This is a genomic window from Streptomyces sp. NPDC019531 (genome assembly GCF_044903305.1).
GTDB lineage: Bacteria > Actinomycetota > Actinomycetes > Streptomycetales > Streptomycetaceae > Streptomyces.
This window is the reverse complement of the sequence record NZ_JBJDQL010000049.1, coordinates 52,171-70,616: the sequence shown is the minus strand read 5'-3', so window position 1 is coordinate 70,616 and position 18,446 is coordinate 52,171. Positions and strand designations below refer to the sequence as shown.

Genomic DNA, 18,446 nt, shown 5'->3' with positions numbered 1-18,446 from the left:
AACTGCGCAAAACGCCCGCCCCCACCCCACCCCCACAGGCCGCCGCAGGCATCACGGCCCAACCGCCGGAGGCCCCCCCACCGGCCCCGCCCGATCCAACAACCCCGTCCGAGCAGCCAACGCCGCCGCCTCCAGCCGAGACCCCACCCCCAACTTCATCAGCACCCGCTGCACATGCGTCCGCGCAGTCGACGGCGCTATCCCCATCCCCGCCGCGATCAGCCGCGTGTCCTCCCCGTCAGCCACCCGCACCAGCACCTCGACCTCCCGAGGCGTCAGCATCTGCAGCAGCCGCTGCCCCTCGTCGTCCGGCTGGGCCGCGGGGTTCAGCAACTCACTGAACGCCCCCTGCAGCAACTGCGGCGCCACCGCCGCCTCCCCCGCCCGCGCCTTCATGATCGCCCGCTCGACCCCCTCGATGCGCTCGTCGTGCCGCACATACCCCGACGCCCCCGCCGCGAACGCCGCCGCGATCCCCCGAGGACTCGGCACCGGCCCCAGCACCAGCACCGCCACCTGCGGCCGCTCCCGCTTGATCTTCACGACCGGGTCGAACATCCCCGGCTCGGCCGGAGTCGCCGTCCCCAGCAGGCACACCTCGGGCGCCCGGCTGATCACCAGCTCCGCCGCCCCCGCGGCAGGCGCCGCCGCCGCGAGCACCCGGTGCCCGCGCAGTTTCAACGCCGAGGCCAGCGCCTCGGCGAGCAATCGGTGGTCGTCGACCACCATGAGCCGAACTCCCATCGAGCAACCCCCCAGTCCCCCCAATGGATCCGCGTGAATGCCCCACTATGGATGCCCGCGATCCGCAACGGACAGAGGCCCCCTCCCAGCGCCCCTGCCCTTCATGCCCCCGGAAGCTACACGCTAGTTCGACGTTGCGCTTCCCCTACCGGTGAGAAGTGTCCCGGAAGAGCTGAATTCCCGGCTTTCCTGTCGTTCGAGGACGATGTGCGCCACCTTCACGCACCGGCGCGTCAACCAGCCGCACCCTCACGCGTCCTCGGCCAGCTCCAGCCACCGCATCTCCAGCTCCTCCCGCTCCCCGGCGAGATCCCGCAGCTCGGCGTCGAGCGTGGCCACCTTGGCGAAGTCCGTGGCGTTGTCGGCGATCTGCGCGTGCAGCCCGGTCTCCCGCTCGGAGATCTTGTCGAGCTGCCGCTCGATCTTCTGGAGCTCCTTCTTGGCGGCCCGCTGATCGGCGGCGCTCTTCTCGGGTACGGCCTTGACCGGGGCCGGGGAGGCGGCGGCCACGGCCTCCTCCATCCGCTGCCGCCGCTCCAGGTACTCGTCGATACCGCGCGGCAGCATCCGCAGGGTCGCGTCCCCGAGCAGCGCGAAGACCCGGTCCGTGGTCCGCTCGACGAAGAACCGGTCGTGGGAGATGACGATCATCGACCCGGGCCATCCGTCGAGGACGTCCTCCAGCTGGGTCAGCGTCTCGATGTCGAGGTCGTTCGTGGGCTCGTCGAGGAAGAGGACATTGGGCTCGTCCATCAGCAGCCGCAGCAGCTGCAGGCGCCGCCGCTCACCACCGGACAGGTCCCCGACCGGCGTCCACTGCTTCTCCTTGTTGAAGCCGAACGTCTCGCACAGCTGCCCGGCGGTCATCTCGCGCCCCTTGCCGAGGTCGACGCGCTCGCGCACCTGCTGGACGGCCTCCAACACCCGCAGCCCGGGGTTGAGTTCGGCGACCTCCTGCGAGAGATAGGCGAGCTTGACGGTCCTGCCGACCACGACCCGCCCGCCCACCGGCTGGGTCTCCCCCTCGGTCCGCGCGGCCTCGGCCATGGCCCGCAGCAAGGACGTCTTCCCGGCGCCGTTGACCCCGACAAGGCCGATCCGGTCCCCCGGACCGAGCTGCCACGTCACATGCTTCAGCAGCACCTTCGGCCCGGCCTGGACGGTCACGTCCTCCAGTTCGAAGACCGTCTTCCCGAGCCGCGAGGACGCGAACTTCATCAGCTCGCTGCTGTCCCGCGGCGGCGGCACGTCCTTGATCAGCTCGTTCGCGGCCTCGACGCGGAACCGCGGCTTCGACGTCCGCGCCGGGGCGCCCCGCCGCAGCCACGCCAGCTCCTTGCGGACCAGGTTCTGCCGCTTGGTCTCCTCGGTGGCGGCGATCCGCTCACGCTCGGCACGGGCGAAGACATAGTCGGAGTAGCCGCCCTCGTACTCGAAGACGTCGCCCTTCTGCACATCCCACATGCGCGTGCAGACCTGGTCGAGGAACCACCGGTCGTGGGTGACGCACACGAGCGCGGACCGGCGCTCGCGCAGGTGCCTGGCCAGCCACGAGATCCCCTCGACGTCGAGATGGTTGGTGGGCTCGTCGAGGACGATCAGGTCCTGTTCCTCGATGAGCAGCTTGGCGAGGGCGATACGGCGGCGCTCGCCACCGGAGAGCGGTGCGATGACGGTGTCGAGCCCCTGCGGGAAGCCGGGCAGGTCGAGCCCGCCGAACAGTCCCGTCAGCACATCGCGGATCTTGGAGTTGCCGGCCCACTCGTGGTCGGCCATGTCCCGGATGACCTCGTGCCGGACGGTCGCCGTGGGGTCCAGGGAGTCGTGCTGGGTGAGCACGCCGAGCCGCAGCCCGCCGGAGTGCGTGACGCGCCCGGTGTCGGTGTCCTCCAGCTTGGCGAGCATGCGGATCAGGGTGGTCTTGCCGTCGCCGTTGCGGCCCACGACGCCGATGCGATCGCCCTCGGAGACGCCGAGCGAGACACCGTCCAGCAGTGCACGGGTGCCGTACACCTTGCTGACGTTCTCGACATTGACCAGATTGACGGCCATTTCTCTCCTGCCCAGGGGGATCGATCGACCCTCCAGGGTAGTCCGGCGCACGGACCTCCCCTCGCCCCGCGTCCCTGGCGGCTCCCTACCCGGACGTAGGGATTCCCCTCTATTGACGTGATCCCTTCAAAACCGCCACCGTATGCGCACAGGACAGGCCACCCCCCACCGACCCGTCCACGCACGCTTCCCGAGAAGGGGTCGCACCCCCATGTCGTTCGTGCAGCACTCCCCCACGCCCCGCCGCAGACGTGCCGCTCTCGCCGCTCTCGTCTCGGCCGCCGCCCTGTTCACCGTCGGCGCCGCGACCACCGCTCCCGCCTCCGCCGCGCCCGCCGAGGGCGTCATCCAGGGCGCGAACGCCGAAGGCGCCGTCAAGGACAGCTACATCGTCACCCTCAAGACCGACACCAGGGCCGGTTCCACGAAGGGCAAGGCGGTCGCGAAGCGCTACGGCGCGGAGGTCACCCGGACCTACAAGAAGGCCCTCAACGGCTACGCGACCGAGATGAGCGAGACGGAGGCCAAGCGGCTCGCCGCCGATCCGGCCGTCGCCTCGGTGACGCAGAACAAGACGGTCCACATCACCGACACGCAGACGAGCCCGACCTGGGGCCTGGACCGCATCGACCAGGCGGATCTGCCGTTGGACTCCTCGTACACCTACCCGGACAGCGCGGGCAGCGGGGTGACGGCCTACATCATCGACACCGGCGTACGGATCACCCACACCGACTTCGGCGGCCGCGCCTCCTACGGCTACGACGCCATCGACGACGACTCCACCGCCGACGACGGCAACGGCCACGGCACCCACGTCGCGGGCACGGTCGCCGGCAGCACCTACGGCGTCGCCAAGTCGGCGAACATCGTCGCCGTGCGCGTCCTGGACGACGACGGCTCCGGCACGACCGACCAGGTCGTCGCGGGCATCGACTGGGTGACCGAGAACGCGCAGTTCCCGGCGGTCGCCAACATGTCGCTGGGCGGCGACGCGGACTCCGTGCTGGACGCGGCGGTCGCCAACTCCATCGCGGCGGGCATCACCTACGCGGTCGCGGCCGGCAACGACAACACCACCGCCTCCTCGAACTCCCCGGCCCGCGTCTCCACGGCGATCACGGTCGGCGCCTCGACCAGCGCGGACGCGCGCGCGAGCTACTCCAACTACGGCTCCGTACTGGACCTGTTCGCACCGGGATCGAGCATCACCTCGACGTACAACACCTCCAACTCCGCCACCGCGACCCTTTCCGGTACGTCGATGGCGTCGCCGCACGTGTGCGGCGCGGCCGCGGTCTACCTGGGCGAGAACCCGAGCGCCACGCCCGCCCAGGTCTCCTCGGCACTGGTCTCCGCGGCCTCCGCCTCCACCCTCACCAGCGTCGGGACCGGCAGCCCCAACCTGCTGCTCCAGGTCACCCCCGCCGGGGACGACGGCGGCGACACGGGCACGGCCTTCGAGTCGACCACCGACGTCTCCATCCCGGACGCCGGTTCGGCCGTCTACTCGCCGATCACCGTCAGCGGCCTCACGGGCAGCGCGCCCAGCGACCTGAGCGTGTACGTCAACATCGTCCACACCTACCGCGGTGACCTGGTGATCGACCTGGTCGCCCCGGACGGTTCGACCTACCGCCTCAAGAGCAGCAGTTCCTCCGACTCCACGGACAACGTCGACGCCACCTACACGGTCGACGCGTCCAGCGAGACGACGGTCAACGGGACCTGGCAGCTCAAGGTCCAGGACGTCTACAGCGCGGACACCGGCTACCTCAACAGCTGGAAGCTGACCTTCTGAGACAGCGTGGGAAAAAACCGTGCGCCCCGGGGAACCCTCACCCGGGGCGCGCGGCGGTTCATCAGCGGGCCGTGGCGGCCCGGACCTCGTCGAGAAGGTCGTACATCGTCTGGCCGGGGCAGTCGGTCTGCAGCCAGTCGCGGTGGCCGCTGACCGTGGTGACGTCCTTGGTGACGCCGTTGACCGGATTGACGAAGGTGACCTTGGCCTGCGGGTCGAGGCCCTTGAAGCGGGCGATCACCTTGATCAGGCGGATCAGGGAGGCCTTGGCCGCGTCGGTCGGGCCCTGGGCGACGAGATTGCCGAGCAGCGCGATGCCGAGGTTGCCGGAGTTGAAGCCGGCGGTGTGGAAGGCGGTGACGAGGTTGCCGTCCGCGTTGAAGGCGGGCAGCAGGTCCTCGCCCGAGTAACGGCCCTCGTAGACGACACCGGCCTCGTCGATGAGGAGGTGGTAGCCGATGTCACCCCAGTCGAGGGTGACCGCGTGGTACTCGTAGATCGCCCGTATGGTGGCGGCCGGGTCGGGATCGGCGTTGGGCGTGTCCGTGTGGTGGACCGTGATGGTCTGCAACGGGTAGTACGTCTCGGGCGAGTTGACCTTGCCGTCCTTGTACCGCTTGGACTCGTCAGCGCCCCACGCGGGGCGGGAGAGGTAGCCCACGCCACGCACGCGTGTCGGCTCCGAGGGCACCTGGAAGGTGCGCCTGGGCCCGTCGGTGGTGTCGATCGCGAGCGAGTGCACGGCCGTCGCGCCGTCCGGCACCTTCACCTCGTACGACGTCACGTCACCGGCCGCCACCAGTGCCGTACCGCCGCCGTCCAGGGTGGCGCAGCCGCCGGTGATGTTCTGCCAGCCGCCGTTCGCGAGCTTGATGCCGGCGCCGTCCGCCGCGCCGGTCCAGCGGACGCCGACGTAGGAGGCGGCGAGCGCGGTGGTCGTCTCGGTGGCGCCGGTGGTGGCCTCGGTGCGGGTGGCGGGGAACTTCTGCGGGTCCGTGCCCGAGGTGTCCTCCGATCCGGCCGGGTCGTCGGAGTCCGTCGCCGCGAAGACGACCGGCGTCAGCGCGGCGCCGGCCGCCACCGCACCGGCGGTGGCGATGACGCCACGCCGGGACAGGGAGCGCTTCCTGCGATGGGTGGGGGTAGTGGGGTCTTGGGGGGTGGTGGACACAGTTGTGACCTTCCAACTCGGTTGGGGAGCAGCACCGAGCGGGCCCGGTGTGGGCGGTGCTTGAAGGATCAAATGATCCTACTGGTCCCATCAGCCCCTTCCACCCCATCCACACCTCGCGCACGTGAATACCTCATGGAGATCCGCTGACTCCCGGTCAGCGCGCGGTGAGGGGCCGTCAGGCCCCCGCCATCCCCCGTCGCTGGATCAGCGCCGACGCGGGGGCGAGGCCGCGGCCCTGTTGGGCTCCCTCGGCCACCGGCATGTCGTCGCGCATCAGCCCCTCGGGGATGAACACGGCAGCGGTCACACCGCCGTTCGGCGAGGAGCGGACCTCCACGCGCAGCCCCTGCCGCTCGCGCAGCCGGTTGACCACGATCAGACCGATCTGCTTGGCGTCGAGGAGGTCGACCCGGTCGGACTGGATCTTGCGGTTGGCCTCGGCGAGGGCCTCCTCGTTCATGCCGAAGCCGCTGTCCTCGATCTCGATGAGCACGCCGTCGCGCAGCCGGGCGGCGCGCAGCTGCACCTGGGTGCTGGGCGGGGAGAACGCGGCCGCGTTCTCGACGAGTTCGGCGAGCAGATGGATCACGTCGGCGACCGAACCGCCGAGCACGGAGACCTTGGGCACGGCCCAGATCTGCACCCGGGGCGCGTTCTCGATCTCGGCGACGGCGGCCCGCAGCACGTCCGCCAGCGGAATCGGGTCCCGCCAGCCGCGGCCCGGCGCGATACCGGACAGGATGAGCAGGCTCTCGGAGTGCCGGCGCATCCGGGTGGCCAGGTAGTCGACGCGGTAGAGCTCGTGCAGCAGGGCCGGGTCCTGCTGCCGCTGCTCCAGCGCGTCGAGCAGGTCCAGCTGACGGTGGAGCAGCACCTGGCTGCGGCGGGCGAGGGAGACGTACACCCCGGAGATCCCGCTGAGGAGTTCGGCGCGTTCGGAGGCGGCCTTGAGCGCGGCCCGCTGGACGGCGGTCAGGGCCGTGCCGACCTGGGCGAGTTCGTCGCCGGCCAGGCGGCGCATGGGCGCCTCGGCGTCGATGTCGACGCCCTGTCCGGCGTGCAGCTTGCGCATGGCCTGCGGCAGCCGCCGACCGGCCACCTCCAGCGCGGAGTTGCGCAGGTCGAGCAGTTCGACGATGAGCCCGCGCCCGACGAGCACGGAGACGAGCAGCGACAGCAGCACACCCACCAGGCCGAGCACCACGGCGATCCCGGAGGCGCCGAGGGTGTCCCCGCCGAACGGGTCGGCCTTGGCGGTGGCGCCGGTACCGGCCGCGGTCTCGGCCGCGGTCAGCTTCTCCAGTACTCCGGCGGAGGCGGTGTCCCAGCCGGCCAGGGCCGTACTCGACACGGCCCCTGGTCCGGCGGCGCGCACCCGGTTCTCGACGGCCTGCACGCGCGCGTACCCGTCTCCGTCAAGGATCTCCTGGTACGCGGCCTGGTGCGTGGCCTTCAGGTCGGCGACGGCGGGCTCCAGCAGCTCCCGCTGGGTGGCGACCGCGCCGACGAACAGCGCGTACTGCTCCCGGCTCAGCGTCCCGGCGGCGTCCGCGGCGGCCAGCAGGGCCCGCTCCTGCGCCAACGCCTCACGCGCGCGTGCCAGTTCGAGCACCACGCGCGCGTCGGAGGCGGCATCGGTGCCCTCGTCGCCGGTGAGACCACCGATCACGGAGAAGGCGTCGTCGATGACCTTCGTGTACTTCGTGTACGTCGTCGAGGGCGCCGCCCCCTTCGAGCTCGCCTCGGAGCGCAGGGCCGCGAGCCGCCCGGCGTCGGCCTCCAGGCCGTCGATGCGCTCGGGCAGGCTCGCGTCGAGGAGCGCGGCGTCGGAGCTGGAGGCGTTGATGCCGTCCTTCAGCGCGTCGGCGGCCTTGTCGGTGGCCTGGCGCGCTCCCTCGACCCCGTCACTGCTCAGCGCGGCCGTCCGTTCGGCCTGCAACGCCGTCACGAAGTCCCCGACCGGCGTGAGGAGTTCCGCGTTGACGTCCTTGGCCCGCTCGGTGTCCCCGATGCTGGACGCGGTCGTCACAGCGGCGAACCCCCACAACGCCATGAGCGACACGATGGGCAACATGAGCAGCGAAACGATCTTCGCTCGGACGGATCTGGGACGCAGCCGGGCGGACGTACGGGAAAAGGACATGGAGGAAACCTTGCTCATGGATGGAGATACGTCTCACGGCAACCCCCCAAGGGGCGCGGGGCTGTTACATCAGCGGCTCCGCCGCGGGGCGCGACCAGCCCCCACCGGCCCGCAGACGACCAACACGCTTACGCAGTGGTGAGCTCAACCTCGCGGAGCAACTCCGCAGCGACGGCCGACTCGTGCCGCTTCCCCGTCGGCGACAGAGCAACATACGCAGCGGCCAGGAACAGGAACGACCCCAGCACCACGGCCAGCGGAAAGATGAACTCGGTCGGGGTGGCCCCCGGCAACGACGCACTGCTGGGCGCCAGTTCGATACTCACCGCGAACATCGCGGTGTAGTGCATGCTGCTCACCGCGAGCCCCATGACCAGCGCGGCGGCGGTGGCCAGCACCGGCCCCCGCACCACCAACGTGAGCGTCAGCGCAGCGGTCGCCGCGACGACCGCGATCGCGACGGACGCGATGACGAGCAGGGGGTCGTAGTCCACCTTGCCGTGCAGATTGAGCGCGGCCATCCCGGTGTAGTGCATGGCCGCGACGCCGACCCCGGCGCCCAGGCCACCGAACACGACCGACGTCACCCGCGAACGCCCGTACCCCGCGGTGAAGACACCGGCCGCGACCACGCCGATGGACATCAGCAGGCTGAGGACGGTGAGCGGGACGTCGTAGCGGATCGGGGTGCCCTCGACGCTGAAGCCGAGCATGGCGATGAAGTGCATGGTCCAGATGCCGGAGCCGATGGCGACGGAGGCGAGCAGCAGCCAGTTCCGCTTGGAGGAGCCGTCGGCTTCCAGCGCCCGGACGGTACAGCGCAGACCGAGCGCCGAGCCGACGCAGGCCATCGCATAGGACAGGACGGGGGTGACCCATCCGGCGCTGAAGTGATCCATGTGCCCCATGGGAGATTCCTCTCGTACCGCCGGTGACCGAGAGACCGGGGTCGGCTGATCATGCCAGCGCTTTCCACGGCACAGAAGCGCACGAAAGGAACCAGGAGGGCTATTGGTGAACAATAGAACGCTGTGGCTTAGGTAACACTTGAACTGCGCATTTGTGCAGGTCAGAAGCCTGTTGTGGAGGCCCGGTGGACGCTCGGGGAAGGGCCGGTGGAGACCTACCCAGAAATACCGGAAATACCGGAGATCACGGTCGCGCCCGGCGCCGGCCCCGACGTCGGGCGCACCGACCGGCACGTGCCGGAGGCCCGCAGCGCGTCCGCGACCTTCGCCGCCGACTCGGCGTCACGGGCCAGGAACGCCGTGGTCGGACCCGAACCCGAGACGAGCCCGGCGAGGGCGCCCGCTGCACTGCCCACCGCGAGGGTGTCTGCGAGTTCCGGGAAGAGCGAGAGAGCGGCGGGCTGCAGGTCGTTGGAGACGGCGGCGGCGAGCGCGTCAGGGTCGCCCGTGGCCAGCGCGTCGAGCAGTTCCTCGGAGGCGACGGGCTCAGGGACGTCGAGACCCTCGGTGAGCCGGTCGAACTCCCGGAAGACGGCCGGAGTCGACAGCCCACGCTCCGCCATCGCGAACACCCAGAAGAAGCCACCGCCGACCTCAAGGGCGCGGAGCTTCTCCCCGCGCCCCGTCCCGAGCGCGGCCCCGCCCACCAGGCTGAACGGCACGTCACTGCCCAACTCGGCACAGATGTCGAGCAGTTCCTCCCGGGAGGCGCCCGTCCCCCACAGCGCGTCGCAGGCCAGCAGCGCCCCGGCGCCGTCCGCACTGCCGCCCGCCATGCCGCCGGCGACGGGGATGTCCTTGGCGATGTGGACGTGCACGGCGGGCTCGATCCCGCGGCGCTCCGCGAGGGCGATCGCCGCCCGGGCCGCCAGATTCGTACGGTCGAGGGGCACCTGGCCGGCGTCCGGCCCCTCGCAGGTGACCCGGAGTTCATCGGCGGGCGTCACGGTCACCTCGTCGTAGAGGCCGACCGCGAGGAAGACGTTGGCCAGGTCGTGAAAGCCGTCGGGGCGGACGGCGCCCACCGCGAGCTGGACGTTGACCTTGGCGGGGACGCGGACGGTGACGCTCACTGCTGACCGGGCTCCTTGTTTTCCGCGATGCGCGCGAACTCCTCGACGGTGAGCGACTCCCCGCGGGCCTGGGGCGAGACCCCGGCCGCCACGAGAGCCGTCTCGGCGGCCGCCGCCGAACCCGCCCACCCGGCGAGCGCGGCCCGCAGCGTCTTGCGGCGCTGGGCGAAGGCGGCGTCGACGACGGCGAACACCTCGCTCCTGGAGGCGGTCGTCTTCACCGGCTCGGTCCTCCGGGTGAGCGCGACGAGCCCGCTGTCGACGTTCGGCGCGGGCCAGAACACGTTGCGGCCGATCGACCCGGCCCGCTTGACCTCGGCGTACCAGTTGGCCTTCACGGAGGGGACGCCGTACACCTTCGAACCGGGCGCCGCGGCGAGCCGGTCGGCGACCTCCGCCTGGACCATGACCAGGGTGCGCTCGATGCTCGGGAAGGTGGCGAGCATGTGCAGCAGTACGGGTACGGCGACGTTGTACGGCAGGTTCGCGACGAGTGCCGTCGGCAACGGGCCGGGGAGGTCGGTGATGTGCATGGCGTCGGAGTGCACGAGAGCGAACCGGTCCGCGCGTTCGGGCAGGCGGGCCGCGATCGTGGCAGGCAGTGCGGCGGCCAGTACGTCGTCGATCTCGACGGCGGTGACGCGGTCGGCGGTTTCGAGGAGGGCGAGGGTGAGCGAGCCGAGGCCGGGGCCCACCTCCACGACCACGTCTTCCTGGCGGACCTCCGCGGTGCGGACGATACGGCGGACCGTGTTCGCGTCGATCACGAAGTTCTGGCCGCGTTGCTTGGTGGGGCGGACGCCGAGGGCGGACGCGAGTTCGCGTACGTCGGCGGGGCCGAGAAGGGTGTCTGGGGAGGGGCTGCTCACGTGGACAGCCTAGCCGCGGGCCGGTGGGAGGCTGGTCGCGCCCACGTGGCGTAGCCAACACACCGGTACAGCCCCGCGCCCCTCACGTGGGTCCGTACAAGCGAGTTCCGCAATGCGGCCAGGGGCTCGCTCCCCGTCGTACGTACAGCTTCTTCGCTCGGAATGTCTGTTCTGCTGCCGGGGCGTCCTGGGGGCGGCCGGAGCCACCGAGGTCCTGCCAGGTTCTCGTGTCGAACTGGTAGAGGCCCCCGTACGTTCCCGAAGGGTCCACCGCGTTCGGGCGGCCCCCGGACTCGCAGTCCGCCAGTCCCTGCCAGTTCAGGTGGTCGGCGCCCTGTATCGACGTGGGCAGCGGCTTCGTGCCCACCTTCACGATCCGGGTGCGGGGTTCCCTGACCACCTCGGTCCTGAGCCGGCGCGGCTTCTGCCTGACCCCGTTGACGGTCCGCAGGGAGTACGTGACCCGGCGAACCCCAGGCGCCCCCGCCTGCTCCACGACCTCGGTGCCCTTGAACAGTGAGGAGTCCGCGGTCCGTTCCTCGCGGAAGGGGATGCGCTCGTCGTGGACCTCTTTCGCGCCCGTGATCCGCAGCACCGTGACGGTCTGGCCGTCGCGCGGAAAGCTTCCCGACGCCACCGAGGTGGTGTCCATCCCGCTCAGTGTGACCCCGGCCGCCTCGACGGCCTCTTGGACGGTCGCCGCGTTCGTGCGGATCGTCCGGGCCCGTCCGTCCGCCATGACCGTCACCGAGCGCTCGGTGCGCACGTCCAGCGCGAGCCCCTCGCGCCCGATCCGCCGGGAGCGCGAAGTGGACAGGTAGGCGCCCTCCGCACGCACCCCCAGCTGTTCGAGTGCCCCCTCCACCGTCTGTGCCGTGGTCCACACCTCACGCCGGTGCCCGTCGAGCGTGAGCCGCACGGGACGCCCGTGGCGCACCGCGACCTCGTCCCCGCTGGCGAGCTCTTCGCCGGGCGCGGGCGCGACGACATCGTGGGGCCCGACCGCCACGCCCTCCTCGGTGAGCAGTTCGGACACGTCGTCCGCGAAGGTGTGCAGAGTGCGCGGCTTGCCGTCGACGGTCAGCTCGATCGCCTTGTCCTTGGCGACGAAGGCGGTGGTGCCGCCCGCCAGGAAGGCCACCACCAGCGCCTGCGGAAGCAGCCGGCGCATCGCGCTGTCCGACCGCTCCGCGAACCGCGCCCTGCGCCGCCGCGCGGCCCGCCGCCCCACCGCGGCCTGACGCGGGAGCGGCGACAGCGGCACTTCGTACGCGGGCCGGTAGGTGTCCTCGTAGGGCTGCGCCCGCGTCAGGTCCGGCAGCCCGTACACGAACGTCTGCGCGGTGTCCGGACCTGCGGGGGCCGCGTCGAAACCGCCGTACGCCGAAGGTCCGTACGGTTCGGTCGGGCCGTACGTCCCGTAGGCCTCGTACGTCTCGTACTGGGAGTTGCTCACGCCGACACGCTCCAGGGGCCGAGGGGTCCAGAGGGGTCCGGATCGGGCCCACAGAACCTAGCGGAGCGACCGTCACTCTCCAAAGCGACGCGGCTACCCGGAGTTACGTTCGATCGGCTCGGTATCCGAAGGCGCGTGCGGTGTTGGCGGCGAGTGCCGTGGCCAACGTGTCCTCGTCGATACCGCGCACGGCGGCCAGGGCACGCACCGTGACCGGAATGAGATAGGGGGCGTTCGGCCGTCCGCGGTACGGCACCGGCGTCAGGAAGGGCGCGTCGGTCTCCACGAGGAGGAGTTCGAGAGGCGCCACGGCCACCGCGTCCCGCAGGTTCTGGGCGTTCTTGAAGGTGACGTTGCCGGCGAAGGACATGAAGTATCCGGCGCGGGCGCAGATCTCCGCCATTTCGGCGTCGCCGGAGTAGCAGTGGAAGACGGTGCGCTCGGGGGCGCCCTCCTCCTTCAGCACACGCAGGACGTCGGTGTGGGCGTCGCGGTCGTGGATGACGAGGGCCTTGCCGTGCCGCTTGGCGATCTCGATGTGGGCGCGGAAGGAGGACTCCTGCGCCTCCTTGCCCTCGGGCCCGGTGCGGAAGTAGTCGAGGCCGGTCTCGCCGACGCCCTTGACCTGCGGGAGTCCGGCCAGGCGGTCGATCTCGGCGAGGGCCTCGTCGAGCGCCGGCGTGCCCCCGGCCCGGCGCGCGCCCTGCCTCGACCAGCCGTCGGGGTCACCGTGGACGATGCGCGGCGCCTCGTTGGGGTGCAGGGCGACGGTGGCGTGCACGGCCTCGTGCAGTCCCGCCGTCTCGGCGGCCCACTGCGAGCCGCGGACGTCGCAGCCGACCTGGACGACCGTGGTCACCCCGACCGACGCGGCTTTCGCGAGCGCCTCCTCCACGGTCCCGTCCTGCATGTCCAGGTGGGTGTGGGAGTCGGCGACCGGCACCCGCAGGGGCTCCGGGAGCGGCGGCGCCGCGTTCTTCTCGCGGGGACTGTTCGAAGGCATGCCCCGATCCTACGAAAGGGGCATGTCCTCCCCGTCGCGAGACCGGGTCAGCTCGCCTTGCGCTGGAACACGTGCAGCAGGTCGGACAGGTGCCAGTGGTGGTCCTCGGCCGACACCTGCGCCCCTTCCCCGGCCGTCGGCGCCTCCACGGGCCCGGCGGGGGGCGTGCGGTGCAGCCGGTGCGCCGCGTCACGGGCGGACGCGACCCGGCCGGGCCGCATGATCCGTACGACGTGGTTGTCGCAGTTCGCGCACGTGGGCTTGGAGAGCGGCGAGGGCACGACCCGTCCCTCCACCATGTACTGCACGAACTCCCGGCCGTCGCCGTCGACGTGGTGCTCTATCTCGTACGACTGCTCCCACCCGTGCCCGCAGCTCATGCAGGCGAAGGAGTAGGACTCGTTGACGACTGCCGTGGCACCGGGGTGCCCTGCGATCTCGCTCATGCCAGCTCCTGTGTGTCCGCTGGTTCGAAGGACGGGTACGTCCCTCACCCCAGTGGACGCCTCCCGAGGCGCCGAGGCGACAGGCCTGTCGAGTGTTGGAGTCGATTTGGACTTTCCTTGCCGAACAGGCCCGCCACACCGTGCGGACCTTTGCATTCCGAGACACCGCTTTGCATGCACATGGGGCGCACGCTCAGAAGTCATGCGCCCTGCTCAGAGGGGGTGTGAGCCACCTCATGCGGCAGGTCAGGAAGGGGCGTTCTTCGCCGCGACGACCGCATCGAAAACAACCCTCTTGGGGATCCCCGCCTCGACGGCCACCGCGGCGATCGCCTCCTTGCGCCGCTCCCCCGCCTCCTCCCGCACCCGCACCCGCCGCACGAGCTCCGCGTCGTCGACCTCCTCGGCCCCCTTCTCGGGCGCCCCCTCGACCACGACGGTGATCTCCCCGCGCACCCCTTCCGCGGCCCACTCTGCGAGGAAACCCAGCGCCCCCCGCTTGACCTCCTCGTACGTCTTCGTCAGCTCCCGGCACACCGCGGCCCGCCGGTCCGCCCCGAACACCTCGGCCATCGCGGCGAGGGTGTCGTCGAGCCGGTGCGGCGCCTCGAAGTACACGAGCGTGCGCCGCTCCCCGGCGACCTCCCGCAGCCGCGAGAGCCGCTCGCCGCCCTTCCGCGGCAGGAACCCCTCGAAGCAGAACCGGTCCACGGGCAGCCCGGACAGCGCGAGCGCGGTGAGCACCGCGGACGGTCCGGGTACGGCGGTGACCCGGACGTCCTTCTCCACGGCCGCGGCGACCAGCCGGTACCCGGGGTCGGACACCGACGGCATCCCGGCGTCCGTGACGAGCAGCACACGCGCGCCGCCGAGAAGTTCCTCGACGAGTTCGGGCGTACGAGCGGCCTCGTTGCCCTCGAAGTACGAGACGACCCGCCCCTTGGGCGTCACGCCCAGCGCCTGGGTCAGCCGGCGCAGTCGGCGGGTGTCCTCGGCCGCGATCACGTCGGCCCCGGTCAGTTCCTCCGCCAGCCGGGGAGGAGCGTCCGCGATGTCGCCGATGGGGGTGCCTGCCAGGACAAGGGTTCCAGTCACGTGCCCATCCTCCCAGGGGCGGCCCGAACCGGACGCATCCGCCCATGCACGGGACTCACACAGCGCCGTTCCCTACGATGGCGCGGTGACCAGTACCGCGTCCTCCACGGACACCCGGCAGGAGCAGGCCCCCCAGGACCGGCGGCCGTCATGGCAGCAGAGGCTGCGCCGTTTCGGCTACACGGCGCCGACCAGCAGCGATGTGCGCGAGCGCCTGGTGCCGCCGTATGTCGAGCCCAGTCCGCGGATGTGGCAGGTACTGGGTCTGCCGGCGTCGCTCACCGACCGGATCACCCGCTGGTCGGGCTGGGTCGGGCCGCTGCTGGTGACGCTGGTGGCGGGTCTGATGCGGTTCTGGAACCTGGGCAGCCCGAAGAAAGTGATATTCGACGAGACGTACTACGCGAAGGACGCGTGGGCGCTCGTCCACCGCGGCTTCGAGCTCAGCTGGGGCAAGAACGTCGACAGCCAGCTCCTGTCCTCGAACGGGCACATCGCGCTGCCGACGGACGCCGCCTATGTGGTGCATCCGCCGGTCGGCAAGTACGTCATCGGGCTCGGCGAGCTGATGTTCGGGTTCAATCCGTTCGGCTGGCGGTTCATGACGGCGCTGCTCGGCACGCTGTCGGTGCTGATCGTGTGCCGGGTGGGCCGCCGGATCTTCCGCTCCACCTTCCTGGGCTGCCTGGCCGGGGCGCTGATGACCGTGGACGGCCTGGCCTTCGTGATGGCGCGGACCGCGCTGCTCGACGGCGTGCTGATGTTCTTCGTGCTGGCCGCGTTCGCCTGTCTGGTCATCGACCGCGACCGGGCCCGGGAGAAACTCGCCGCCGCGCTGCCTGTCGACTCCTACGGGCTCGTGCGCCCCGACGCGCACATCGCGGACACCATGCGCCTGGGCTGGCGCCCCTACCGCTGGCTGGCGGGCCTGTTGCTGGGCCTGGCCATCGGCACCAAGTGGAACGGCCTGTTCTTCCTGATCGCCTTCGGCATCATGACGGTGCTGTGGGATGTCGGCTCGCGCCGGGTCGCGGGCGCGAGCCGCCCTCACGAGGCGGTCCTCAAGTACGACCTCGGCATCGCGTTCCTGGCCACGGTGCCGGTCGCGGTCATCACCTACTTCACCTCGTGGATCGGCTGGATCCTCTCCCCCTCGAACGGCACCGGCGGCTACTACCGCAACTGGGCCGCGACCGACGGCAAGGGCGGCAGCTGGACCTTCCTGCCCGACTGGTGGCGCAGCCTGATCCACTACGAGCACGAGGTCTACAAGTTCAACGTCGGCCTGTCCTCACCGCACACGTACATGTCCAACCCGTGGAGCTGGATCGTCGACGGCCGCCCGGTCTCGTACTTCTACGAGTCCCCCTCGCCCGGCACGGACGGCTGCCCGGCCGACGCGGGCGAGAAGTGCGCCCGAGAGGTCCTGGCGATCGGCACGCCCCTGCTGTGGTGGGCGGCCTGCTTCGCGATCCTCTACGTCCTGTGGCGCTGGTTCTTCCGCCGTGACTGGCGGGCGGGCGCCATCGCCTGCGGCATCGCGGCCGGTTACCTCCCCTGGTTCAACTACCAGGAGCGGACGATCTTCTTCTTCTACACGATCGTCTTCCTCCCCTTCCTCTGTCTGGCCGTGGCCATGCTCATCGGCGCCCTCATCGGCCCCCCACACGCCTCCGACACCCGCCGGGTGGCGGGAGCCACAGCGGCCGGCGTCCTGGTCCTCCTGATCGCCTGGAACTTCATCTATTTCTGGCCGCTGTACACGGGAACATCGATCCCGATCGATGAGTGGCGATCGCGGATGTGGCTGGATACATGGGTGTAGCGGGCCGACGTTCACGTATGTGATTGAGCACCCGGCCCGGCGAATCGGGAAACTCTTGCCCCGCCTGTCACACCTCCCGCTTAGAGTTCCCACAACAACGGGGTAACCGGGGAGGGGGCCAGACCATGGCCAAGGGGGTGAAGGTCGCTGTCGTCAGCACGGTGTTCGCCGTAATGGTCGGCGGGGCCGGATACGGGGCGTACAACTTCGTGTCGGCGATGAGCGACGACGGGTCCGGCGGCGTCAGGAGCGGGCCGCCGGACGCCGACGAGATCGCGAAGACGTCGAAGGACTTCTTCGCCGCCTGGGAGAAGGGCAACGCGGCGACCGCGGCCGCGCTCACGAACAACAACACCGCTGCCGAGGTGCTGCTGACGGCCTACGGGACGGACGCGCACATCGGCGACGTGCACATCACGCCCGGCAAGGCGACCGGCGCGACCGTGCCGTACAGCGTGAAGGCGACCGTGTCGTACGACGGGAAGTCGAAGCCGCTGGCGTACGAGAGCAAGCTGACCGTCGTGCGCGGGGTGACCACCGGGAGGGCACTCGTCGACTGGCAGCCCTCCGTGGTGTACCCGAAGCTCCAGGCGGACGACAGGCTCGCCACCGGTGAGTCCGCGAACCCGTCCATCGAGGCGGTGGACCGCGACGGCAAGGTGCTGACCAAGGAGAAGTACCCCTCCCTCGGCCCGGTCCTCGACGCCCTGCGCGAGCGGTACGGAAGCCAGGTCGGCGGCACCCCGGGCATCGAGCTGGTCATCAAGCACCCGGACCAGACGCCCGACACCTCACTGCTCACCCTCGCCGAGGGCAAGGCGGGCGAGCTGCAGACCACGATCAGCGCGACCGCTCAGGCCGCCGCCGAGAAGGCCGTGAAGCTGTACGGCCAGTCCTCGATCGTCGCCCTCAAGCCCAGCACCGGCGAGGTGCTGGCCGTCGCCAACAACCGTACGGACGCCTTCAACGCGGCCTTCGAGGGCACCAAGGCCCCCGGCTCCACCATGAAGATCCTCACCTCCGCGATGCTCATCGACAACGGCGTGACCTCGATGAACGGCCCGGCGCCCTGCCCGGACAGCGCTGTGTGGCAGGGGCAGACCTTCAAAAACCTCACCAGCATGGAGCCCAACGAGAGCGCCACGCTGGCCAACAGCTTCATGCGGTCCTGCAACACCGCCTTCATCAAGCTCATCGACGAGAAGCCGCTCACCGACGAGTCCCTGACCACGGAGGCCGCGTCGCGCTTCGGGATCGGCAAGGACTGGAAGACCGGCATCGTCTCCTTCGACGGCAAGGTCCCCGCGGTCAGCGGGCCCGACCGCGCGGCCAACGCGATAGGCCAGGGCCAGGTCCAGATGAACCCGCTGAACATGGCCTCGGTGACGGCCACCGCGATCACCGGTGCCTTCCGCCAGCCCTACCTGGTCTCGCCGAAGCTCGACGACCGCCGACTGGCCACCGCCAAGGGCCTGCCGTACAACACCGCCTCCCAGCTCAAGCAGATGATGCACCTCACCGCGACCCAGGGCACCGCCCAGAAGGCGATGGCCGGGCTCGGCGGGGACATCGGCGCCAAGACCGGCTCCGCGGAGGTCGACGGGCAGGAGGTGTCCAACAGCTGGTTCACCGGTTTCCGCAACGACGTGGCCGCGGCGGCCATGACGGAGGAGGGCGGCCACGGCGGCGACGCGGCAGGGCCGATTGTCGCAGCTGTGCTACGAGCTGCCGGCTGAAGTCACCCGCGCGGGACAGGGACTCTAGGCTGGTGCGGTCGTTGAGGTGCATGAGGGCAAC

14 protein-coding genes are annotated in these 18,446 nt (G+C 70.6%); 3 read left to right on the top strand and 11 right to left on the bottom strand.

The features are described 5' to 3' along the window. Window positions 1–51 precede the first annotated feature (51 nt). Both ACI2L1_RS37825 and ACI2L1_RS37820 read right to left on the bottom strand, forming a co-directional pair. A complete protein-coding gene (locus ACI2L1_RS37825) occupies window positions 52–744 on the bottom strand; it encodes a LuxR C-terminal-related transcriptional regulator (protein ID WP_404743972.1) in 693 nt (230 codons plus the stop codon). Window positions 745–993: 249 nt separating this feature from the next. After that, entirely contained in the window at window positions 994–2,796 is a 1,803-nt protein-coding gene (locus tag ACI2L1_RS37820) for an ABC-F family ATP-binding cassette domain-containing protein (protein WP_404743971.1), read from the bottom strand. A gap of 211 nt (window positions 2,797–3,007) precedes the next feature. On the opposite strand from ACI2L1_RS37820, the gene ACI2L1_RS37815 reads away from it, so the two are divergent. Continuing rightward, window positions 3,008–4,597 (top strand): S8 family peptidase, encoded by a 1,590-nt coding sequence (locus ACI2L1_RS37815; protein WP_404743970.1) that lies wholly within the window; start codon window positions 3,008–3,010, stop codon window positions 4,595–4,597. A gap of 61 nt (window positions 4,598–4,658) precedes the next feature. Here ACI2L1_RS37815 and ACI2L1_RS37810 read toward each other — a convergent pair whose 3' ends face one another. The 9 genes from ACI2L1_RS37810 to rsmI all read right to left on the bottom strand — a co-directional run bounded on the left by ACI2L1_RS37810 (window position 4,659) and on the right by rsmI (window position 14,824). Next, window positions 4,659–5,768 (bottom strand): N-acetylmuramoyl-L-alanine amidase, encoded by a 1,110-nt coding sequence (locus tag ACI2L1_RS37810; protein ID WP_404743969.1) that lies wholly within the window; start codon window positions 5,766–5,768, stop codon window positions 4,659–4,661. Between the two features lie 178 nt (window positions 5,769–5,946). After that, entirely contained in the window at window positions 5,947–7,845 is a 1,899-nt protein-coding gene (locus ACI2L1_RS37805) for a nitrate- and nitrite sensing domain-containing protein (RefSeq protein ID WP_404743968.1), read from the bottom strand. Between the two features lie 197 nt (window positions 7,846–8,042). After that, a complete protein-coding gene (locus tag ACI2L1_RS37800) occupies window positions 8,043–8,822 on the bottom strand; it encodes an MHYT domain-containing protein (protein WP_404743967.1) in 780 nt (259 codons plus the stop codon). 215 nt (window positions 8,823–9,037) lie between these two features. Beyond that, window positions 9,038–9,955 (bottom strand): 4-(cytidine 5'-diphospho)-2-C-methyl-D-erythritol kinase, encoded by a 918-nt coding sequence (locus tag ACI2L1_RS37795; protein ID WP_404743966.1) that lies wholly within the window; start codon window positions 9,953–9,955, stop codon window positions 9,038–9,040. Beyond that, complete coding sequence (gene rsmA / locus ACI2L1_RS37790; RefSeq protein ID WP_404743965.1) at window positions 9,952–10,824, bottom strand: 16S rRNA (adenine(1518)-N(6)/adenine(1519)-N(6))-dimethyltransferase RsmA; 873 nt, start codon at window positions 10,822–10,824, stop codon at window positions 9,952–9,954. The genes ACI2L1_RS37795 and rsmA overlap by 4 nt, the downstream gene beginning before the upstream one ends. A gap of 82 nt (window positions 10,825–10,906) precedes the next feature. Next, window positions 10,907–12,280, bottom strand: a complete 1,374-nt coding sequence (locus tag ACI2L1_RS37785) for a ubiquitin-like domain-containing protein (protein WP_404743964.1) — start codon at window positions 12,278–12,280, stop codon at window positions 10,907–10,909. Between the two features lie 103 nt (window positions 12,281–12,383). Further along, the gene (locus tag ACI2L1_RS37780; RefSeq protein WP_404743963.1) at window positions 12,384–13,283 is read right to left on the bottom strand and encodes a TatD family hydrolase; all 900 of its coding nucleotides are present in this window, start codon (window positions 13,281–13,283) and stop codon (window positions 12,384–12,386) included. Between the two features lie 47 nt (window positions 13,284–13,330). Beyond that, the gene (locus ACI2L1_RS37775) at window positions 13,331–13,729 is read right to left on the bottom strand and encodes a hypothetical protein (RefSeq protein WP_404743962.1); all 399 of its coding nucleotides are present in this window, start codon (window positions 13,727–13,729) and stop codon (window positions 13,331–13,333) included. A gap of 246 nt (window positions 13,730–13,975) precedes the next feature. Continuing rightward, window positions 13,976–14,824: a 16S rRNA (cytidine(1402)-2'-O)-methyltransferase gene (gene rsmI, locus ACI2L1_RS37770; protein WP_404743961.1), complete on the bottom strand. Its 849-nt coding sequence runs from the start codon at window positions 14,822–14,824 to the stop codon at window positions 13,976–13,978. A gap of 85 nt (window positions 14,825–14,909) precedes the next feature. On the opposite strand from rsmI, the gene ACI2L1_RS37765 reads away from it, so the two are divergent. Then, the gene (locus tag ACI2L1_RS37765) at window positions 14,910–16,649 is read left to right on the top strand and encodes a dolichyl-phosphate-mannose--protein mannosyltransferase (protein WP_404743960.1); all 1,740 of its coding nucleotides are present in this window, start codon (window positions 14,910–14,912) and stop codon (window positions 16,647–16,649) included. Window positions 16,650–16,774: 125 nt separating this feature from the next. Beyond that, window positions 16,775–18,385, top strand: coding sequence for a penicillin-binding transpeptidase domain-containing protein (locus ACI2L1_RS37760; protein WP_404743959.1), 1,611 nt, complete (start codon window positions 16,775–16,777; stop codon window positions 18,383–18,385). Window positions 18,386–18,446: the final 61 nt, after the last annotated feature.